14 protein-coding genes are annotated in these 15751 nt (G+C 41.0%); 7 read left to right on the top strand and 7 right to left on the bottom strand.

Translation table 11 applies throughout. From position 1 onward, the window contains the following. Nucleotides 1–28: 28 nt before the first annotated feature. Complete coding sequence (gene rfbB, locus VGE44_RS13385; RefSeq protein WP_331079903.1) at nt 29–1081, top strand: dTDP-glucose 4,6-dehydratase; 1053 nt, start codon at nt 29–31, stop codon at nt 1079–1081. Nucleotides 1082–1127: 46 nt separating this feature from the next. Here the strand turns inward: rfbB and VGE44_RS13380 are convergent, their stop codons facing one another. Then, on the bottom strand, nt 1128–2360 hold the full coding sequence (locus tag VGE44_RS13380) for an ABC transporter permease (protein WP_331079901.1): 1233 nt from the start codon (nt 2358–2360) through the stop codon (nt 1128–1130). A gap of 77 nt (nt 2361–2437) precedes the next feature. After that, nucleotides 2438–2791, bottom strand: a complete 354-nt coding sequence (locus tag VGE44_RS13375) for a HesB/IscA family protein (RefSeq protein ID WP_324485736.1) — start codon at nt 2789–2791, stop codon at nt 2438–2440. Nucleotides 2792–2885: 94 nt separating this feature from the next. Between VGE44_RS13375 and VGE44_RS13370 the strand changes: the two genes are divergently transcribed. The 4 genes from VGE44_RS13370 to VGE44_RS13355 all read left to right on the top strand — a co-directional run bounded on the left by VGE44_RS13370 (nt 2886) and on the right by VGE44_RS13355 (nt 9058). Beyond that, entirely contained in the window at nt 2886–3419 is a 534-nt protein-coding gene (locus tag VGE44_RS13370; RefSeq protein WP_331079898.1) for a hypothetical protein, read from the top strand. Nucleotides 3420–3423: 4 nt separating this feature from the next. Next, entirely contained in the window at nt 3424–4968 is a 1545-nt protein-coding gene (locus tag VGE44_RS13365) for an acyl-CoA mutase large subunit family protein (RefSeq protein ID WP_331079896.1), read from the top strand. A gap of 339 nt (nt 4969–5307) precedes the next feature. Continuing rightward, on the top strand, nt 5308–6735 hold the full coding sequence (dnaA, locus tag VGE44_RS13360) for a chromosomal replication initiator protein DnaA (protein ID WP_305366529.1): 1428 nt from the start codon (nt 5308–5310) through the stop codon (nt 6733–6735). 160 nt (nt 6736–6895) lie between these two features. Next, complete coding sequence (locus VGE44_RS13355) at nt 6896–9058, top strand: PQQ-binding-like beta-propeller repeat protein (protein ID WP_331079893.1); 2163 nt, start codon at nt 6896–6898, stop codon at nt 9056–9058. Here VGE44_RS13355 and VGE44_RS13350 read toward each other — a convergent pair. From VGE44_RS13350 to VGE44_RS13335, 4 genes are all read right to left on the bottom strand, one after another. Next, the gene (locus tag VGE44_RS13350; RefSeq protein WP_331079891.1) at nt 9055–9606 is read right to left on the bottom strand and encodes an NUDIX hydrolase; all 552 of its coding nucleotides are present in this window, start codon (nt 9604–9606) and stop codon (nt 9055–9057) included. The two genes, VGE44_RS13355 and VGE44_RS13350, sit on opposite strands and share 4 nt — an antisense overlap. 60 nt (nt 9607–9666) lie before the next feature. Continuing rightward, the gene (locus VGE44_RS13345; RefSeq protein ID WP_331079889.1) at nt 9667–10461 is read right to left on the bottom strand and encodes a TPM domain-containing protein; all 795 of its coding nucleotides are present in this window, start codon (nt 10459–10461) and stop codon (nt 9667–9669) included. 30 nt (nt 10462–10491) lie between these two features. Further along, on the bottom strand, nt 10492–10926 hold the full coding sequence (locus VGE44_RS13340; RefSeq protein WP_331079887.1) for a TPM domain-containing protein: 435 nt from the start codon (nt 10924–10926) through the stop codon (nt 10492–10494). Between the two features lie 66 nt (nt 10927–10992). Then, on the bottom strand, nt 10993–11571 hold the full coding sequence (locus VGE44_RS13335) for a LemA family protein (protein WP_331079885.1): 579 nt from the start codon (nt 11569–11571) through the stop codon (nt 10993–10995). A 96-nt stretch (nt 11572–11667) separates the two neighbouring features. On the opposite strand from VGE44_RS13335, the gene VGE44_RS13330 reads away from it, so the two are divergent. Both VGE44_RS13330 and VGE44_RS13325 read left to right on the top strand, forming a co-directional pair. Then, nucleotides 11668–13215, top strand: a complete 1548-nt coding sequence (locus tag VGE44_RS13330) for an NAD(P)/FAD-dependent oxidoreductase (protein WP_331079883.1) — start codon at nt 11668–11670, stop codon at nt 13213–13215. 237 nt (nt 13216–13452) lie between these two features. Next, entirely contained in the window at nt 13453–13812 is a 360-nt protein-coding gene (locus VGE44_RS13325; RefSeq protein WP_331079881.1) for a CoA-binding protein, read from the top strand. A gap of 351 nt (nt 13813–14163) precedes the next feature. Here the strand turns inward: VGE44_RS13325 and VGE44_RS13320 are convergent, their stop codons facing one another. Continuing rightward, complete coding sequence (locus tag VGE44_RS13320) at nt 14164–15531, bottom strand: methyltransferase RsmF C-terminal domain-like protein (RefSeq protein ID WP_331079879.1); 1368 nt, start codon at nt 15529–15531, stop codon at nt 14164–14166. Nucleotides 15532–15751 lie beyond the last annotated feature (220 nt).

The following is a 15751-nucleotide window of genomic DNA, read 5'->3' as shown; positions in this document are numbered from 1 at the left end:
TTACGTCTTAACATAAAAATATCAGGGGATGAAAAAAATATTGATTACCGGGGGAGCAGGATTCATTGGATCCCATGTAGTAAGGCGATTTGTAATCAATTATCCTGAATATCAGATTGTTAATTTAGATAAACTCACTTATGCGGGTAATCTCCTTAACCTCAGGGATATTGAGGATAAACCCAATTATAAATTTATCAAAGGGGATATCGTTGATGCCGGATTTATTGATAAAGTATTTTCAGATGAGCAAATTGACGCAGTAATTCATCTTGCCGCTGAGTCGCATGTGGATCGGTCCATCAGCAGTCCGATTGAATTCGTGATGACTAATGTAGTTGGAACGGTAAACCTTTTAAATTCTGCCCGTCATCAATGGAAGGATGATTATGAATCTCATCGGTTTTATCATGTTTCAACTGATGAAGTTTATGGCAGTCTGGGTGAGCATGGTCTTTTTACCGAGACAACTGCCTATGATCCGCACAGCCCATATTCTGCATCCAAAGCTAGTTCTGACCATTTTGTTAGGTCATATCATGATACTTACGGGATTGACGTTGTGATCTCAAATTGCTCTAATAATTATGGTTCATTCCATTTTCCGGAGAAGCTGATTCCGCTTTCAATTAATAATATTAAGAATAACAAAGCTATCCCGGTTTATGGGAAGGGTGAAAATATACGTGATTGGCTTTGGGTTGAAGACCATGCCCGGGCAATTGATGTGATCTTTCATCAGGCATCCAGCGGAAGTACCTATAATGTAGGTGGACATAACGAATGGAAGAACATCGACCTGATACGGTTGCTCTGCAGGATTATGGATGAAAAACTGGGAAGAGAGTCCGGCACATCTGCAAAACTAATCACTTATGTTACCGATCGTGCTGGTCATGATCTTAGGTATGCAATCGACTCATCAAAGCTCCAGAAGGATCTTGACTGGAAACCCAGTTTACAATTTGAGGAAGGATTAGAAAAAACGGTTGACTGGTATTTGCAAAATGAGGAATGGTTGCAGAGTGTGACATCAGGAAGCTACCAGTCTTACTACGAAGAACAGTATGGAAAAAGGTAGTTTAACATAAGCTTCCTTGCTCTTTACTCCTTAATCCTTGCTCATTTTACTCGTATCTCAAAGACTCCACCGGATCCATTTTACTTGCCTTTACTGCAGGATAAAGTCCGGAGACCAGTCCAACTCCAATGCATAAAGTTAAACCCAGAATCGTCCAGCCCCATGGCATAATAAATGACCCGCCCATAACCATGGAGAGCAGATTGCCGATCAGAATGCCTAGAAAAACACCGGTTATTCCTCCCATCAGACAAATAACGATTGCTTCAATAAGAAATTGACGCCTTATCACGATAGGAGTCGCTCCAATAGCCTTCCGAATACCGATTTCACGTGTACGTTCGGTCACGGAAACTATCATGATATTCATCAGGGCAATAGCTGCACCAATTAAAGTAATCGCCCCGATCACGATACCGCCGATTCTTACAAATTTTAAATTATCGACCAGAGTTTGAGCAATGGCATCACTTTTTGTTATCTCAAAATTATTGTCATCGGCAACTTTCAGATTACGTATATTTCTAAAAAGGGAGGTAGCTTCACCGATCGCTGCATCCATCTGAGAAGGATCATCACTCATTACCGAAATAGTGTAAGATGGATTTTGAATAGTCATCACCTGCTTAGCTCTGTAAAGCGGGATCACACAGATTTTATCACCCCCAAAACCAACACTAGATCCTTTTGCTGCCAAAATACCTATGATCCTGAATTTGTTATTCCCGATACTGATTGTTCTATTGATTGGATCGACATTTGGGAAGAGGCGTGTTTTGATCTCATCCCCAATTATCACGACACTGGTACCGAATTCTAACTCCGACTGAGAGAAATTTCTTCCTGAAGCCAGTTTATATCCGGCAGATTGAATGTAATTTTCATCTGCTCCAAGCACGGAAATATTTGGATTGGTCTTTTCATTACCATATTTTACGGTGCCTCCGAATGAGGCAAATACGTTTACAGAAATCATTGCAGGGAAAGTAAAGCTGCTTTTAAATTCCGTTGCTTGTCTGTAATCTATTGATTTATAGCGTTTTGGTCTTTGTCCGCCACCTCCAATACGAATTCCGATACCCCGGTTTCTGATTGTAAATGAATTGGCCCCCATGCTTGAGAAAGTATTATTCAGGGAACCTTCAATGGCATCGATGGAAGTCAAAATACCGACAAGAGCGGTTAAACCTATGGCAATGATAATAGCGGTTAGAAATGTCCTTAGCTTGTTACCCTTAACGGATTGCATAGCCACTTTGACATTTTCCGAATAACTCATTTTTGTAGCCATAGTATAAATATAAAAAGTCCTGCTGGTTTGACAGCAGGACTTCATGAAATGTTACAAATTTTTTGTTAAACTGAGAATGATGTACCGCAGCCACAGGTGCTACTGGCATTCGGATTGCTAAAAGTGAAGCCACGGGCATTTAATCCGTCTTTAAAATCTACTTCCATGCCTGCCAGATATAATCCGTGGGCTTTATGCATAAAAACCCTGATCCCATCAATAAAATACTCCTGATCACCATCTTTCTGCTGATCAAAGCCAAGTACATAGTTCATTCCGGCACATCCACCACCCTCAACACCTAAACGTAATCCATAGTCTTCACCTAACTCCTGTTGTTGAATGAGTTTTATGATTTCTTTTTTAGCACCATCCGTCAAAGTGACCGGTGCAACAAGATTTGCTGTTTCTGTACTCATAATTCTTTTAAAATCTTATCACAAATATACGTGAAATTGCTCACTTTTGTTTTGACCACAGGCATTTTGACTATCTGTTAACAATTGCATAACCATGAATGAGACTGAATTTATACTTGATATACTGAAATATGCACTCGCCGGACTGGTCGTGTTCTTCACGGGATGGTTCATAATAAAGAACTACCTGAGTGAAAAGCTTAATTTCCAGCGAATGGAACTTAAAAGAGCCGGACTCAAACACACCCTGCCACTCAGACTTCAGGCTTATGAGAGGACCGTTTTATTTCTTGAAAGAGTAAATCCCTCTAATATGTTGATTCGGCTGCATACGCCAGGTATGAGTGCCCGTGAAATGCAAGGTTTAATCATTTCAGATATCAGGGCTGAATATCAGCATAATATTTCGCAGCAGATTTATGTCAGCGACCGGGCATGGGCAACCGTAAAGCAGGTAAAGGAAGATACGATCAGCATGATTAACAGCGCAGTGAATGCATTACCTGAAAATTCTTCTGCTGTCGATTTGAGCAGGGCAGTTCTTAGCCATTTGGCGAATCTGGAAACAGAAAACCCCTATGATCTGGCATTAAACATTGTGAAGGGGGATATGCAGTCTTTATTTTAAAGGAATGAGCGAAAAAAAAATAAAAACGAGTTCCGGTATTGAAATAAAGGAGGTCTATACTGAAGCGAAAAGTATTGAACTTCCCGGGGAGTTTCCATTTACCCGTGGTATACAGAAGGATATGTACCGCGGCAGGATGTGGACAATGCGGCAATATGCGGGATTTTCTACTGCTTCTGAATCAAATAAACGTTACCATTACCTGCTTTCACAAGGCACCACAGGTCTTTCTGTCGCTTTTGATCTTCCCACACAGATCGGTTACGATTCTGATCACATGATGTCTGAGGGAGAAGTGGGTAAAGTCGGGGTTGCTATAGACTCCTTAAAGGATATGGAAATACTTTTTGATGGGATCGACCTTCAAAAAGTTACCAGTTCAATGACTATAAATGCAACCGCACCGATTCTGCTGGCTATGTATATATGTCTGGCAAAAAAACAAGGTGCTGATTTGAAGCAGATATCCGGAACTATTCAGAATGATATTTTAAAAGAATATGCAGCAAGGGGTACTTATATATATCCTCCAAAAGCTTCAATGCGATTAATTACTGATGTTTTCGAATATTGCAGTTCAGAACTTCCAAAATGGAATACCATTTCCATTTCAGGATATCACATCAGGGAGGCAGGCTCTACAGCAGTCCAGGAATTGGCATTTACTTTAGCCAATGGGAAGGCCTATCTCCAGGCAGCGATGGACAAGGGTTTAGATATTAATGTATTTGCAAAACGCCTTTCTTTCTTTTTTAATTGCCATAATAACTTCTTCGAGGAGATTGCAAAATTCAGGGCAGCCCGCAGAATGTGGGCTAAGCTAACTAAAAGCCTCGGTGCAACTGACCTGGCTGCGCAAAAACTCCGTTTTCATACCCAAACCGGTGGCTCAACATTAACTGCTCAACAACCTCTTAATAATGTGATCAGGGTTAGCAATCAGGCTATGGCAGCAGTACTTGGAGGAACACAATCGCTTCATACCAACGGTTTTGATGAGGCTCTTTCATTGCCCACCGAAGCTGCAGCTAAGGTTGCACTCCGTACCCAGCAGATTATTGCTTTTGAAAGTGGTGTCACAGATACAGTCGACCCGCTGGCAGGCTCTTATTTTGTTGAAGCACTAACTGATGAGGTTGAAGCAGCAGCCTGGAGATATATTGATATTATCGATTCTAAAGGAGGATCGGTTGCCGCAATTGAAGAAGGGTACATTCAGAATGAAATTGCGGCTTCTGCCTATCAATACCAAACAGAGATTGAAAATGGTGAAAGTATTCTGGTAGGTGTGAATAAATATGTAGATGCAGAAGGAATCAAGCCTGAAGGTTTCAGGGTTGATGATTCTATCCGGAAATTACAGATGGATAAACTTATCAGCCTCAAAGCTGAACGGGATAGAATGGCTGTTGAAAAGGCTTTGCTTGCATTAACTGATGCTGTGAAGCAGGGATTAAATACTATGCCTTATATCATCTCGGCTGTGGAAGTTTATGCTACACTTGGCGAAATCGCCGACACCTTCAGAAAGGAATTCGGGGAATATTAGGCATCTGATGGGTAATAGCCTTTAATATCGGTTCCGAAAGGAATTATTGTCAATTTTATTTCTGTAATAAGCTTAGATATTTCATTATAATCCCGATATTGATAGTATTGAGGATGCCGGTTCAGTCAGAATGTGGAAATATTTTTTTTGGAAAGAATTGTTATCATTTTTGGGGCTAAACCCCATAAAAATTAATGTATTCTTCTGTTTAGCAGAAAGTTAAAACTTATTTCAAAAATTAGTTTTTTAATCCGATTTTTTTCCGAATATTCGATACTCCAAAGAGTTACCAACATTTCTTTCGGCATCAATTGGAAATCAGATTATTAGTAAAATTATATGGAAAAAACTTGTACACATGTATGGAATAATTGCCTCCTGATTATTAAGGATAACATCCCGGCCCAGAGTTTTAAGACCTGGTTCGAGCCGATAAAAGCCTTGCGTCTGGATGGTAATGTATTAACTATACAGGTTCCGAGTTTGTTCTTTTATGAGTGGCTCGAAGAGCACTATGTTGGCTTGCTTAGAAAGACTGTGAAGAAGCAGTTGGGAGAAGAGGGCAGACTGGAATACAACATCGTTGTGGAAAAGTCTTCAACCAGTATTCCATACACAACCAATATGCCTTCAAATGGTAATGGCGCAGAAGGGAAAAACCAGTCGATGCCAATGCCTATTTCCCTGAATAAGGACATTAAAAATCCTTTTGTAATTCCGGGATTGAAAAAATTACAGGTAGATCCACAGTTAAATCAGAATTATACTTTTGAAAACTTCATAGAAGGAGACTGTAACAGACTTGCACGTTCTGCAGGTTATGCAGTTGCCGGAAAGCCTGGAGGTACCTCCTTCAATCCGCTTATGATTTATGGCGGGGTTGGACTTGGAAAGACCCATCTTGCCCAGGCTATTGGTAATGAGATCAAACGTACTCTAACAGATAAGCTGGTACTTTATGTTTCATGCGAAAAGTTTACCCAGCAATTTGTAGATGCTCTAAAGAATAATAACATCAATGATTTTGTGAATTTCTATCAGGCAATGGATGTCCTGATTATGGACGATGTTCATAATTTCGCCGGTAAAGAGAAAACACAAGATATTTTCTTCCATATTTTTAATCATTTACATCAATCGGGCAAGCAATTGATTATTACTTCAGACAAAGCGCCAAAAGATTTGTCCGGATTAGAAGAAAGATTATTGTCCCGTTTCAAGTGGGGCTTGTCGGCCGATCTTCAGATCCCTGATCTGGAAACACGTATGGCAATTCTGAACAAAAAGATGTACTCTGATGGAATTGAACTTCCTTCAGAAGTGATTGAATATGTTGCTCATAATATTGACAATAATGTTCGTGAACTTGAAGGAGCAATGGTTTCCCTGCTTGCACAATCAACCCTGAATAAAAAGGAGATTGACCTGAATCTTGCCAAATCCATGCTTAAGAATTTCATTAAGAATTCAAGCAAGGAGATTTCGATGGAATATATTCAAAAACTCGTTTGTGAGTATTTTGAAGTGCCAATCGAAATGGTTAAATCCAAAACAAGGAAGCGTGAGATTGTTCAGGCCCGTCAGATATCTATGTACCTTGCCAAACTGCATACCAAAACATCCCTTAAATCAATTGGAGCTTTCTTTGGTGGCCGCGATCACTCAACCGTTATTTATGCCTGTCAGACAGTTGATGATCTGATCGATACAGATAAAAAATTCAAAGGTTATGTAGCTGATATTCAGAAAAAACTGAAAATGAGCTAAAACTTTTGCCATTAAAATTTTTGTCAATCTCATAGAGCCATTTATTTGAAATGGTTTTATGAGATTTTTTATTTCTACTGCTTTGAATCTTAAAGCCTTCCTTGCTTTTGTTCACTTAAATCCTTTAATTGCTTAAGTATTAACCTGTAGCAACATCCCAGTGAAAGCAATCCAAACAAAATTCCTTGTTCTATTAATCCTTACTGGTCTGATATTTAATTCCTGCTCTGATTCAGGATATAATGACTATTCCACCTGGGCCAGTTATGGCGGGACCAAGGATGCCAACCGCTATTCATCTATTGATCAGATCAATTTGGAGAATGTTGCACAGTTAAAGGAAGCCTGGGTTTTTAATACCGGTGATAAAGACACTGCTAACCGGAGTGAGATGCAATGCAATCCAATTGTAATCGACGGGACTTTATATGTTACAAGTTCAAAGTTGAAGCTTTTTGCACTTGACCCGGTTACAGGAAAACAAAAATGGGTTTTTGATCCTAATACAAACTCAGCTGAAAAAATTGGATTTGGAGTAAATCGCGGACTGATGTATTGGGAAGATGAAAAGGGAACCGATAAACGAATTTTTTATGGTGCTGCCTCAAGGCTTTATGCAGTGAATGCTGCAGATGGAAGTCCTGTTAAAGATTTTGGCACAAATGGATCGATTGAACTGAAAGAAGGACTTGATATCCCTGCATCACAGGATGGATCTTTAATTCTGAAAACTCCCGGAGTAATTTATAAGGATCTGGTCATTGTAGGGATGAGCCTTTCGGAGGATGCAGATGCTTTGCCAGGGCATGTCAGAGCATTTGATGTTAGGACAGGAAAACGTAAGTGGATATTTCATACCATTCCACAGCCCGGTGAATTTGGTTATGATAGCTGGGAAGATAAGGAGGCCTGGAAAAATATTGGAGGTGCCAATAACTGGACTGGTATGTCACTTGATGAAGAACGTGGAGTGGTTTATGTCCCAACAGGTACTGCTTCACCCGACTTTTACGGAGGTACCCGCAAAGGCTCAAATTTGTTTGCAAACAGCATCATTGCATTGGATGCTTTAACAGGAAAGTATATCTGGCATTATCAGGTAGTGCATCATGATCTTTGGGATCGTGATCTTCCTGCCGCACCTAATCTGATTACGGTAAATCACAAGGGCAAGAAAATAGATGCATTAGCACAAATCACCAAGCATGGTTATGTCTATCTTCTTGACCGAACTAATGGTAAGCCGATATTTCCGATTCCCGAAGTTCCTGTACCTCAGGAAGAAGCCCTGCCAGGAGAAAAACCATGGCCTACCCAGCCAATTCCTACACTCCCTGAACCTTTCTCAAGACAGAAATTTGGACCTGAAGATGTAAGTGATCTCAGCCCCGAAACTCATAAGGAATTAATGGAAAGATATGTTCAGATCAAAAACAGAACACAGTTCAGTCCGCCAAGCAAGGAAGGTAACTGGATGTTTCCTGATTTTGGCGGGGGAGGTGAATGGGGAGGAGCTGCCGTTGACATGGAAACAAAGATTCTTTATGTCAACAGTAATGAGGTTCCTTCAACCCAGGTAATGCTTGATGCTCCTCAAACTGAAGGAACTGGGATTACTCCTGGCAGAGCAGTTTATAATAAATATTGTATCAGTTGTCATGGTGCTGAATTGAAAGGTAGTGGTACTGAATATCCTTCTTTATTGAATATTAGTAAGAAGTACAATGTGCTGCAGATTAGTCAGATAATTCAGCAGGGCCGGAACAGAATGCCTTCATTTAAGCATGTTCCAGAGTTGGATAGGAAAAATTTGACAGCCTATTTAAGCGGGACTGAGGATATATCGGAAAAACAAAATGCTGTTGCTGTTAAAACGGTCAACAGGAAGAGTCAGATTCCTTATATTATGAAAGGCTACGACCGCTTTGTGGATAAGGATGGCTATCCCGGCATTAAACCACCATGGGGCACACTTAATGCCGTAGATCTGAACAGTGGAAAATTGCTCTGGAAAGTGCCATTGGGTGAATACGCAGAATTGATTAATAGAGGATTAGGTATAACAGGTTCACGTAATTATGGCGGACCTGTAGTTACAAAAGGGGGACTCGTATTCATTGCAGCTACTCCTGATGAAAAGATCAGGGCCTTTGATAAGAATTCAGGGAAAATGGTTTGGGAGTCGAAACTGCCTGCAGCAGGTTTTGCCAGTCCTGCGACTTACATGGTCAACGGGAAGCAATTTCTGGTGATTGCCTGTGGTGGAGGAAAACTGGGAGTAAAGTCGGGAGATAGTTATGTTGCCTTTGCTTTACCCGATTAGGAGATTAATCCGAGTTTAATGAGAGCATAGAAAATCCCGCTGGTATGCAGTGCCTGTCCAAAAGCATTGTTTAAAACTAGTTCCTTTAATTTCTCAGGGCTGACCAGTTCAATATCAATTTCTTCTCCCCTGTCCAGTTTTTGTTCAGCAACCCGTTTGCCTCCTCTGGCAATAAAACAAAAGGTTTTATTTTTTGCAGTTGCCGGATTGGCATAGAGTTCAGAAAGGAATTCGACTTCCCCGAATTCGTATCCGGTTTCTTCAAGTAATTCTCTTCTAAGAGCTTGTTCAGGGCTTTCCTTTTCCTCAATGCAACCACCTGGAAGTTCAAGAACCACCTCTTCGGCTGCATGCCGGTATTGACGCAACAAAATAACCTGATTGTCTTCTGTCAGGGCAACTGCATTGACCCAGTTGGGGTATTCAAGAACGTAATAATCAGGAATAATAGTACCATCAGGCATCCTGCAGGTATCTACCCGCAAGGTTGCCCAATTTTTTTGAATGATATATTTCGTTGAGATCTTCTCCCAGTTGAGATGGCTCATGTATTAACAATTTTCGAATTTTATGGATTTAGCTCTTAGCTTTAATCTTTTAGCTTAGGATTACCAGCTTCCGCTTGATCCGCCCCCACCAAAGCTTCCGCCACCGAATCCGCCAAAGCCTCCTCCGCCACCACCACCAAATCCGCCACCACCGCCTGAGAATCCTCCAAAACCACCGCCACCATTTCCTCTGCCCAATTGAGAGCCCATTAATAGCCACCAGAACGGACTCGCGCTACCGCGGCCACCGATAACTTCACTTCCTCCTCCGCCGCCTTTCTTAATCGCGAGAAGGATAACAATGACTATGATGATAACAAAGATTATATCTAAGCCGCCCTTTTTGCCTTTACGCTTGGCTGTATCGTTTTTATATTCTCCTTTGGTATAGGCGATGATTGCATCGGTCCCGGCCACTAGTCCCCCAAAATAATTCCCTTCTTTGAAGTTAGGTGTAATTTCCTGGGTGATGATCCTTTTTGTAATAGCATCCGGTAAAGCTCCTTCAACACCATAACCTGTTTGAATGGTTACTTTTCTGTCGCCAAGGGATACCAGAAGCAAAACTCCATTATTATTTTTTGCCCCACCAATTCCCCAGTTTTCTGCAAGGCGTACTGCATAGTCGGCTACATCATAACCTTCAAGCGATTTAATCAGAACAACAGCGACTTGTGTTGAGGTAGAATCGTCGAATGCAACAAGTTTTTGCTCAAGCTGATTGATCTGATCAGCTGAGAGAGTTTGCGTATAGTCATTTACAAGCCGATTTGGTTTTTCCGGAAAGGTTTGAGCACGAAGCACCAGACTTAGTAAGACCAGGACAATCGTTGGGAATATATATTTAAATTTCATCTGAAGCTTGCTTATATTTTTTCAATACCATTATTTACCATCGCCGTAGGAGATCTCATTTGGTAATTCATTAACATCTCCATCTACGTATGGGAAATAGGCTTGAAGTTGTTTGCCGGCCAGTCTTACTCCTGTAATGATACCTGAGGCGAGTTCCCCATTCTTAAAATGGTTCAACATAGCCTCTTTCGTACTGTCCCAGAAATCATGAGGTACCAGCCTGTTTATTCCGGCATCCCCAATAATTGCGAATTGATGGTCATTGGTCGCAATATAAATCAGTACACCATTTCTTTGGGCCGTCTTATCCATTCCAAGTTTGTGGAAATAGTTTGCAGCACGATCCAAAACCGGTTCACTGCAGGTTTTCTCAACACAAATGCGGATTTCACCTGAAGTATAGCGCTCTGCTGATTCAACCGCTTCGCTGATAAGTTGTTGCTCTTTTTCACTAAAAATTGACATGGCCATAATTTAAATCGCCGGAAATAAATTCCGGCGATCAGTTAAAAATATAAATGCAAAGGCATTTTAGAATTCAACCTTTGGTGCTTTATTTGCACCGGCTTCTGCCTGGAAGTATCCTTTAGCCTTGAAACCAAACATACCTGCTGTAAGGTTATTTGGGAAAGTTCTGATAGTAGAATTGTACTCCTGTGTAACTGTATTAAACTTTTGACGCTCAACAGTGATACGGTTTTCTGTTCCTTCAAGTTGTGCCTGAAGTTCCAGGAAATTCTGGTTTGCTTTCAATTCAGGATAAGCCTCTACTGTCGCGAGTAATCTTCCCAGCGATTGACTTAGTTGTCCCTGGGCTGCCTGAAATTGTGCAATAGATTCAGGAGTTAACTTTGTAGGGTCAACATTTACCGAAGTTGCTTTGGCACGGGCCTCAATTACCTGGGTTAAGGTCTCTTTCTCAAAATTTGCTGCTCCTTTAACAGTAGACACCAGATTTGGGATAAGATCGACCCTGCGTTGATAAACATTTTCAACCTGCGCCCATTGTGAAGTCACTTGTTCATCGAGCTTTACCATACTATTGTATCCGCATGAACTAAATGAAAGCACTGCGAATAATGCAACGATATTCAATACTATTCTTTTCATAATTGATTTTGCTTTTACTGTAATCTATAAATTTACAGTATAGGAATCAAATTTCATACCTTTGTTACACATCCGGGATAATACCCGGCAAAAATTATGATCAAAGAGATTGAATTAGTTCTTCCTCCGGAACATTCAAATGATGAAGACTTTATCAGAGACTTGGCCCGTAAGTCGCTGAATATCAATCGTGAAAATAGTGTAGCTGTCCAAATTTTAAAACGTTCAATTGATGCTCGAGGCCGTAAAGTCGTTTTCAGGCTCAAGGTTAATGTTTTTATCGATGAGCTTCCTGAGCCTGAAATTTTTACCGTTAAATATCAAAATGTCAGCGACAAAAGGCCGGTCTTGATCATCGGCGCCGGACCGGCCGGTTTATTTGCTGCAATACGATGTATTGAGCTCGGACTTAAACCGATTATTTTGGAACGCGGTAAAGATGTGAAATTAAGAAGGAGAGATCTGGCCTTAATCAACAGGGAGGGCCGTATCGACCCCGATTCAAACTATTGTTTTGGAGAAGGTGGAGCAGGAACCTATTCTGATGGTAAACTCTATACCCGATCTAATAAGCGTGGAGACGTGAACTATGTTTTAAAGGCATTTGTCTCTCATGGTGCAACAGAAGATATTTTAATTGATGCCCGCCCGCATATCGGTACTAATAAATTACCCGGGATAATTACATCTATGCGTGACAGCATATTAAATGCCGGCGGGGAGATTCATTTTGAAAGCCGGATTACAGATCTTATTATAAGGGCTAAGAAATTGAAGGGAGTTTTGGCAGGGGATAAAAAGTTTGAAGCTGATCATGTAATCCTGGCTACTGGTCACTCGGCAAGGGATATATATTACCTCCTTGACAAGCATCAGGTTCTAATGGAAGCTAAAGCCTTTGCGCTTGGTGTCAGGATAGAGCATCCACAGGAGATAATTGATCAGGCACAGTATCATTGCAGTGATCGTGGACCCTATCTGCCTCCATCCTATTATAGTCTGGTTGAACAGGTGGAGGGCCGCGGCGTATTTTCGTTCTGTATGTGTCCCGGGGGAATAATTGCTCCTTGTTCTACTGATCATAATGAAATTGTGGTGAATGGCTGGTCGCCTTCGAAGCGTAATAACCCTTATGCAAATTCCGGAACTGTTGTCCAGATCAATCTGGAAGATGTTCCGGGTAGTTCAGGGGATGCGCTGAGTATGCTAAAGTTTCAGGCGAACATAGAAAAATTGGCCTTTAAGGCAGGAGGTGGAAATCTGGTAGCTCCGGCCCAAAGGATGATTGATTTTGTGAATAACAGACTCTCAACTGATCTTCCTTCCAATTCTTATATTCCCGGCACAAAAAGTGCAGATCTGAGATCTGTGCTTCCTGAATTCATTTTTAAAAGGCTTCAGAAGGCTCTTCCTTTATTTGGGAAGAAAATGAACGGGTATTATACTAATGAGGCAATTCTGGTTGGGGTTGAATCAAGGACTTCATCACCTGTAAGAATACCCCGTGATAAAGAATCAATGCAGCATCCCCAATTGGCTGGTTTATATCCCTGCGGGGAAGGCGCCGGTTATGCAGGCGGGATTGTGTCGGCTGCAATTGATGGCATGAATTGTGCAGATGCAGTTTTCAGAGCGATTAACTAAGCTGAATTATTGTTTATAAATAAGGCTTATGATATTTTTTTGGATGTTATTAGATTTTTATGTGTGGAAATGTGCTGATGTGCAATTTCAAATGGTTGTCCCGTCTTCCGCTTATACCCCATAGGCCTTAAGCACAGGCCGGTATCCGCTACAGCCGGGTTTATGACTGTCAGGGCTGTGCTGTTAAACCGAAACTATAGCTGAATGCATTACATATTATAATTTATTAACCTTGAAATGAAGAAGACACTTATACTTGGAGCAAGCACCAATCCTGCGCGTTATTCAAATCTTGCTGCACAGCGGCTTGTAGCTAATGGCCACCCGATTGTTAATGTAGGTTTAAAAGCCGGTGAAGTTGCCGGCGTGGCGATCGAAAAACCTGAACAGATACATACTGATCTGGATACTATCACATTATACCTGAGTCCACAGAACCAGCCTGAGTATTACGATTATATAATAAAGTCTAAACCCAAGCGCATTATTTTCAATCCCGGAACAGAAAACCCCGAACTGGAAGAACTGGCTGAAGCTAATGGGATAGAATGTACAGAGGCTTGTACTTTAGTACTTCTTTCTACTGGGCAATACTAATAACCGTAGTTTACTATAATATGTAGGTGGGCTAAGTTAAATTAAAGATTTTCTCTGTTCTGGAAAGCAGGGCTTGTGCATCTAGGGTACTGCCAGTCCCGATCAAAAACAGCTCCGGGTAAAATAAACTTTGCCGGAGGAGCTAGCTTCCGGCTATTGGTACTTTGATGTAGAATGCAATTTCTTGCCGGAACTAACCGGAGGAAAGGACTGAAATAGCCTATAATACACAGGATTTGCTTTCCAAAATCGAATTATTGTATTTCCAGAGCCTTGTGTGACGAATTATAACCATATTAATTTATCCTTCCTTATTTTGAACACCTTTTTAAGAAGCATCGTTTGAATATACTAAACTACATTTGGATTAGTAATCCGGATTTCTTTCGGAAAATAATTGTTCAGCCGATTATCCAGAATCTTTGCCCAACCCATTGGATGGCTTTGGAAGCACATCAATGCCCAGCCACGGATATCTGACTCAATCCGGAGTTCATCCCGTTTGAGGTAAGCAATGGATTGTTCCCGGGTCAGATTAATTTCTGGTATTACAGAACCGGCTAAGAGGCTTATTGCAAGCTCATGATTTGGGACCAGGTCTTTGCCCATTATCTTTCCAATTCTGACACCTGACTTTTTCAAATACAGATTAGACTGTAAATATTGAAGATCTGCCTCATGCCGGCCCGGGATTGCAAAATATTCATCATTCAGGTTAACTATTCTGATATCCTCAGTGTGTTTAAGCCATCTTCTGATCAGGTCTTCACTTTTTGCGTTGACAGAATTTTCTTTTGCTCTTTTAATATGCGGAGATGCTGTTACCTGATTTTTACGGAATGCTGCAATGAAGAAACCTTCTCCTTTAACTTTGTGAGGATAAAAACGGTAGCCGAAGCATTTATGCTTATCTGACAGAGTTTCAATAATACCCCATTCAGGTTTTAGCGGAATTTGAATCGGCGAAAGATCAAATTCTTCACAAAGCCAGTCAGATATTTCTTCGTTTTCCTGTTTTGAATAGGAACAGGTTGAATAGATCAGTGTTCCGTTTTGTTTTAATGCGGGATAAACATCCGCCAGTATCCGCTTCTGTCTCTGGCTGCATAGTTCTACAGCACTTTCCGACCATTCATTAATTGCTGCCGGATCTTTTCTGAACATTCCGGAGCCTGAGCAGGGTGCATCAGCTACGATTACATCGAAATAACCCTCCAGCCGTTTAAAGTCCTTAGGATCATTATTGCTGACATAAGTATTTTCAGGACCCCATTTGCTCAGGTTATCACAAAGCACAGGTACCCGTGTTTTGATGATCTCATTGGCGAGTAATAAACTGTTTTTGTTCAGTAATGAACTGATCAGGGTACTTTTTCCTCCCGGAGCAGCACATAAATCGAGGACTCTGAGGTTTTCAGAAAGATCTGCAGAATGTTTCAGTACCTGCTCTAGGAACATAGAAGAAGCTTCCTGAACATAATAGCAGCCTGCATGAAAAAGCGGATCAGCAGTAAATGATGGCCTTTCTTTTAAATACCTTCCATTTTCGCACCAGGGCACCTGTTCATCTGATTTAAACAGATTCGCCGGTTTAAAGGGATTTATTCTGACCGAAGTTAGCTGTTCGCCACTTTCATGGGATGAGATAAACTCCTCCTCTTCTATATTATAATGTTCTATTAAAGACCGGATAAATGCCGGTGGAAGTTTGCTGCTCATAATTGATCCAAAAATACGGGAATACTTGATATTGGATCGTATTGAATCAGCTTTAAATAATTTTGTCTTTAGTTACCAGCGACTTACCTAAATATGACGAATTAATTCATGTTAACTGTTGTGTAGTATGGTGAATTTACATACCTTTGCAACCCGCAACGAAAGAGATGTGGGATGTTTTTTGAGGGTTTTGGAGTAAAAGGAGGGGGTAGATTAGTGA

Origin of the sequence: Daejeonella sp., assembly GCF_036405355.1 — a bacterium.
Classification (GTDB): Bacteria; Bacteroidota; Bacteroidia; order Sphingobacteriales; family Sphingobacteriaceae; genus Daejeonella.
Note: the sequence above shows the minus strand (reverse complement) of the source record. Positions and strands in the feature narration are given on the sequence as shown.

Excerpts from the sequence above, each read along its gene's own strand:
- rfbB (WP_331079903.1), top strand. The coding sequence starts at position 29 with ATGAAAAAAATATTGATTACCGGGGGAGCAGGATTCATTGGATCCCAT.
- VGE44_RS13380 (WP_331079901.1), bottom strand. The coding sequence starts at position 2,360 with ATGAGTTATTCGGAAAATGTCAAAGTGGCTATGCAATCCGTTAAGGGT.
- VGE44_RS13375 (WP_324485736.1), bottom strand. The coding sequence starts at position 2,791 with ATGAGTACAGAAACAGCAAATCTTGTTGCACCGGTCACTTTGACGGAT.
- VGE44_RS13370 (WP_331079898.1), top strand. The coding sequence starts at position 2,886 with ATGAATGAGACTGAATTTATACTTGATATACTGAAATATGCACTCGCC.
- VGE44_RS13365 (WP_331079896.1), top strand. The coding sequence starts at position 3,424 with ATGAGCGAAAAAAAAATAAAAACGAGTTCCGGTATTGAAATAAAGGAG.
- dnaA (WP_305366529.1), top strand. The coding sequence starts at position 5,308 with ATGGAAAAAACTTGTACACATGTATGGAATAATTGCCTCCTGATTATT.
- VGE44_RS13350 (WP_331079891.1), bottom strand. The coding sequence starts at position 9,606 with ATGAGCCATCTCAACTGGGAGAAGATCTCAACGAAATATATCATTCAA.
- VGE44_RS13345 (WP_331079889.1), bottom strand. The coding sequence starts at position 10,461 with ATGAAATTTAAATATATATTCCCAACGATTGTCCTGGTCTTACTAAGT.
- VGE44_RS13340 (WP_331079887.1), bottom strand. The coding sequence starts at position 10,926 with ATGTCAATTTTTAGTGAAAAAGAGCAACAACTTATCAGCGAAGCGGTT.
- VGE44_RS13335 (WP_331079885.1), bottom strand. The coding sequence starts at position 11,571 with ATGAAAAGAATAGTATTGAATATCGTTGCATTATTCGCAGTGCTTTCA.
- VGE44_RS13330 (WP_331079883.1), top strand. The coding sequence starts at position 11,668 with ATGATCAAAGAGATTGAATTAGTTCTTCCTCCGGAACATTCAAATGAT.
- VGE44_RS13325 (WP_331079881.1), top strand. The coding sequence starts at position 13,453 with ATGAAGAAGACACTTATACTTGGAGCAAGCACCAATCCTGCGCGTTAT.
- VGE44_RS13320 (WP_331079879.1), bottom strand. The coding sequence starts at position 15,531 with ATGAGCAGCAAACTTCCACCGGCATTTATCCGGTCTTTAATAGAACAT.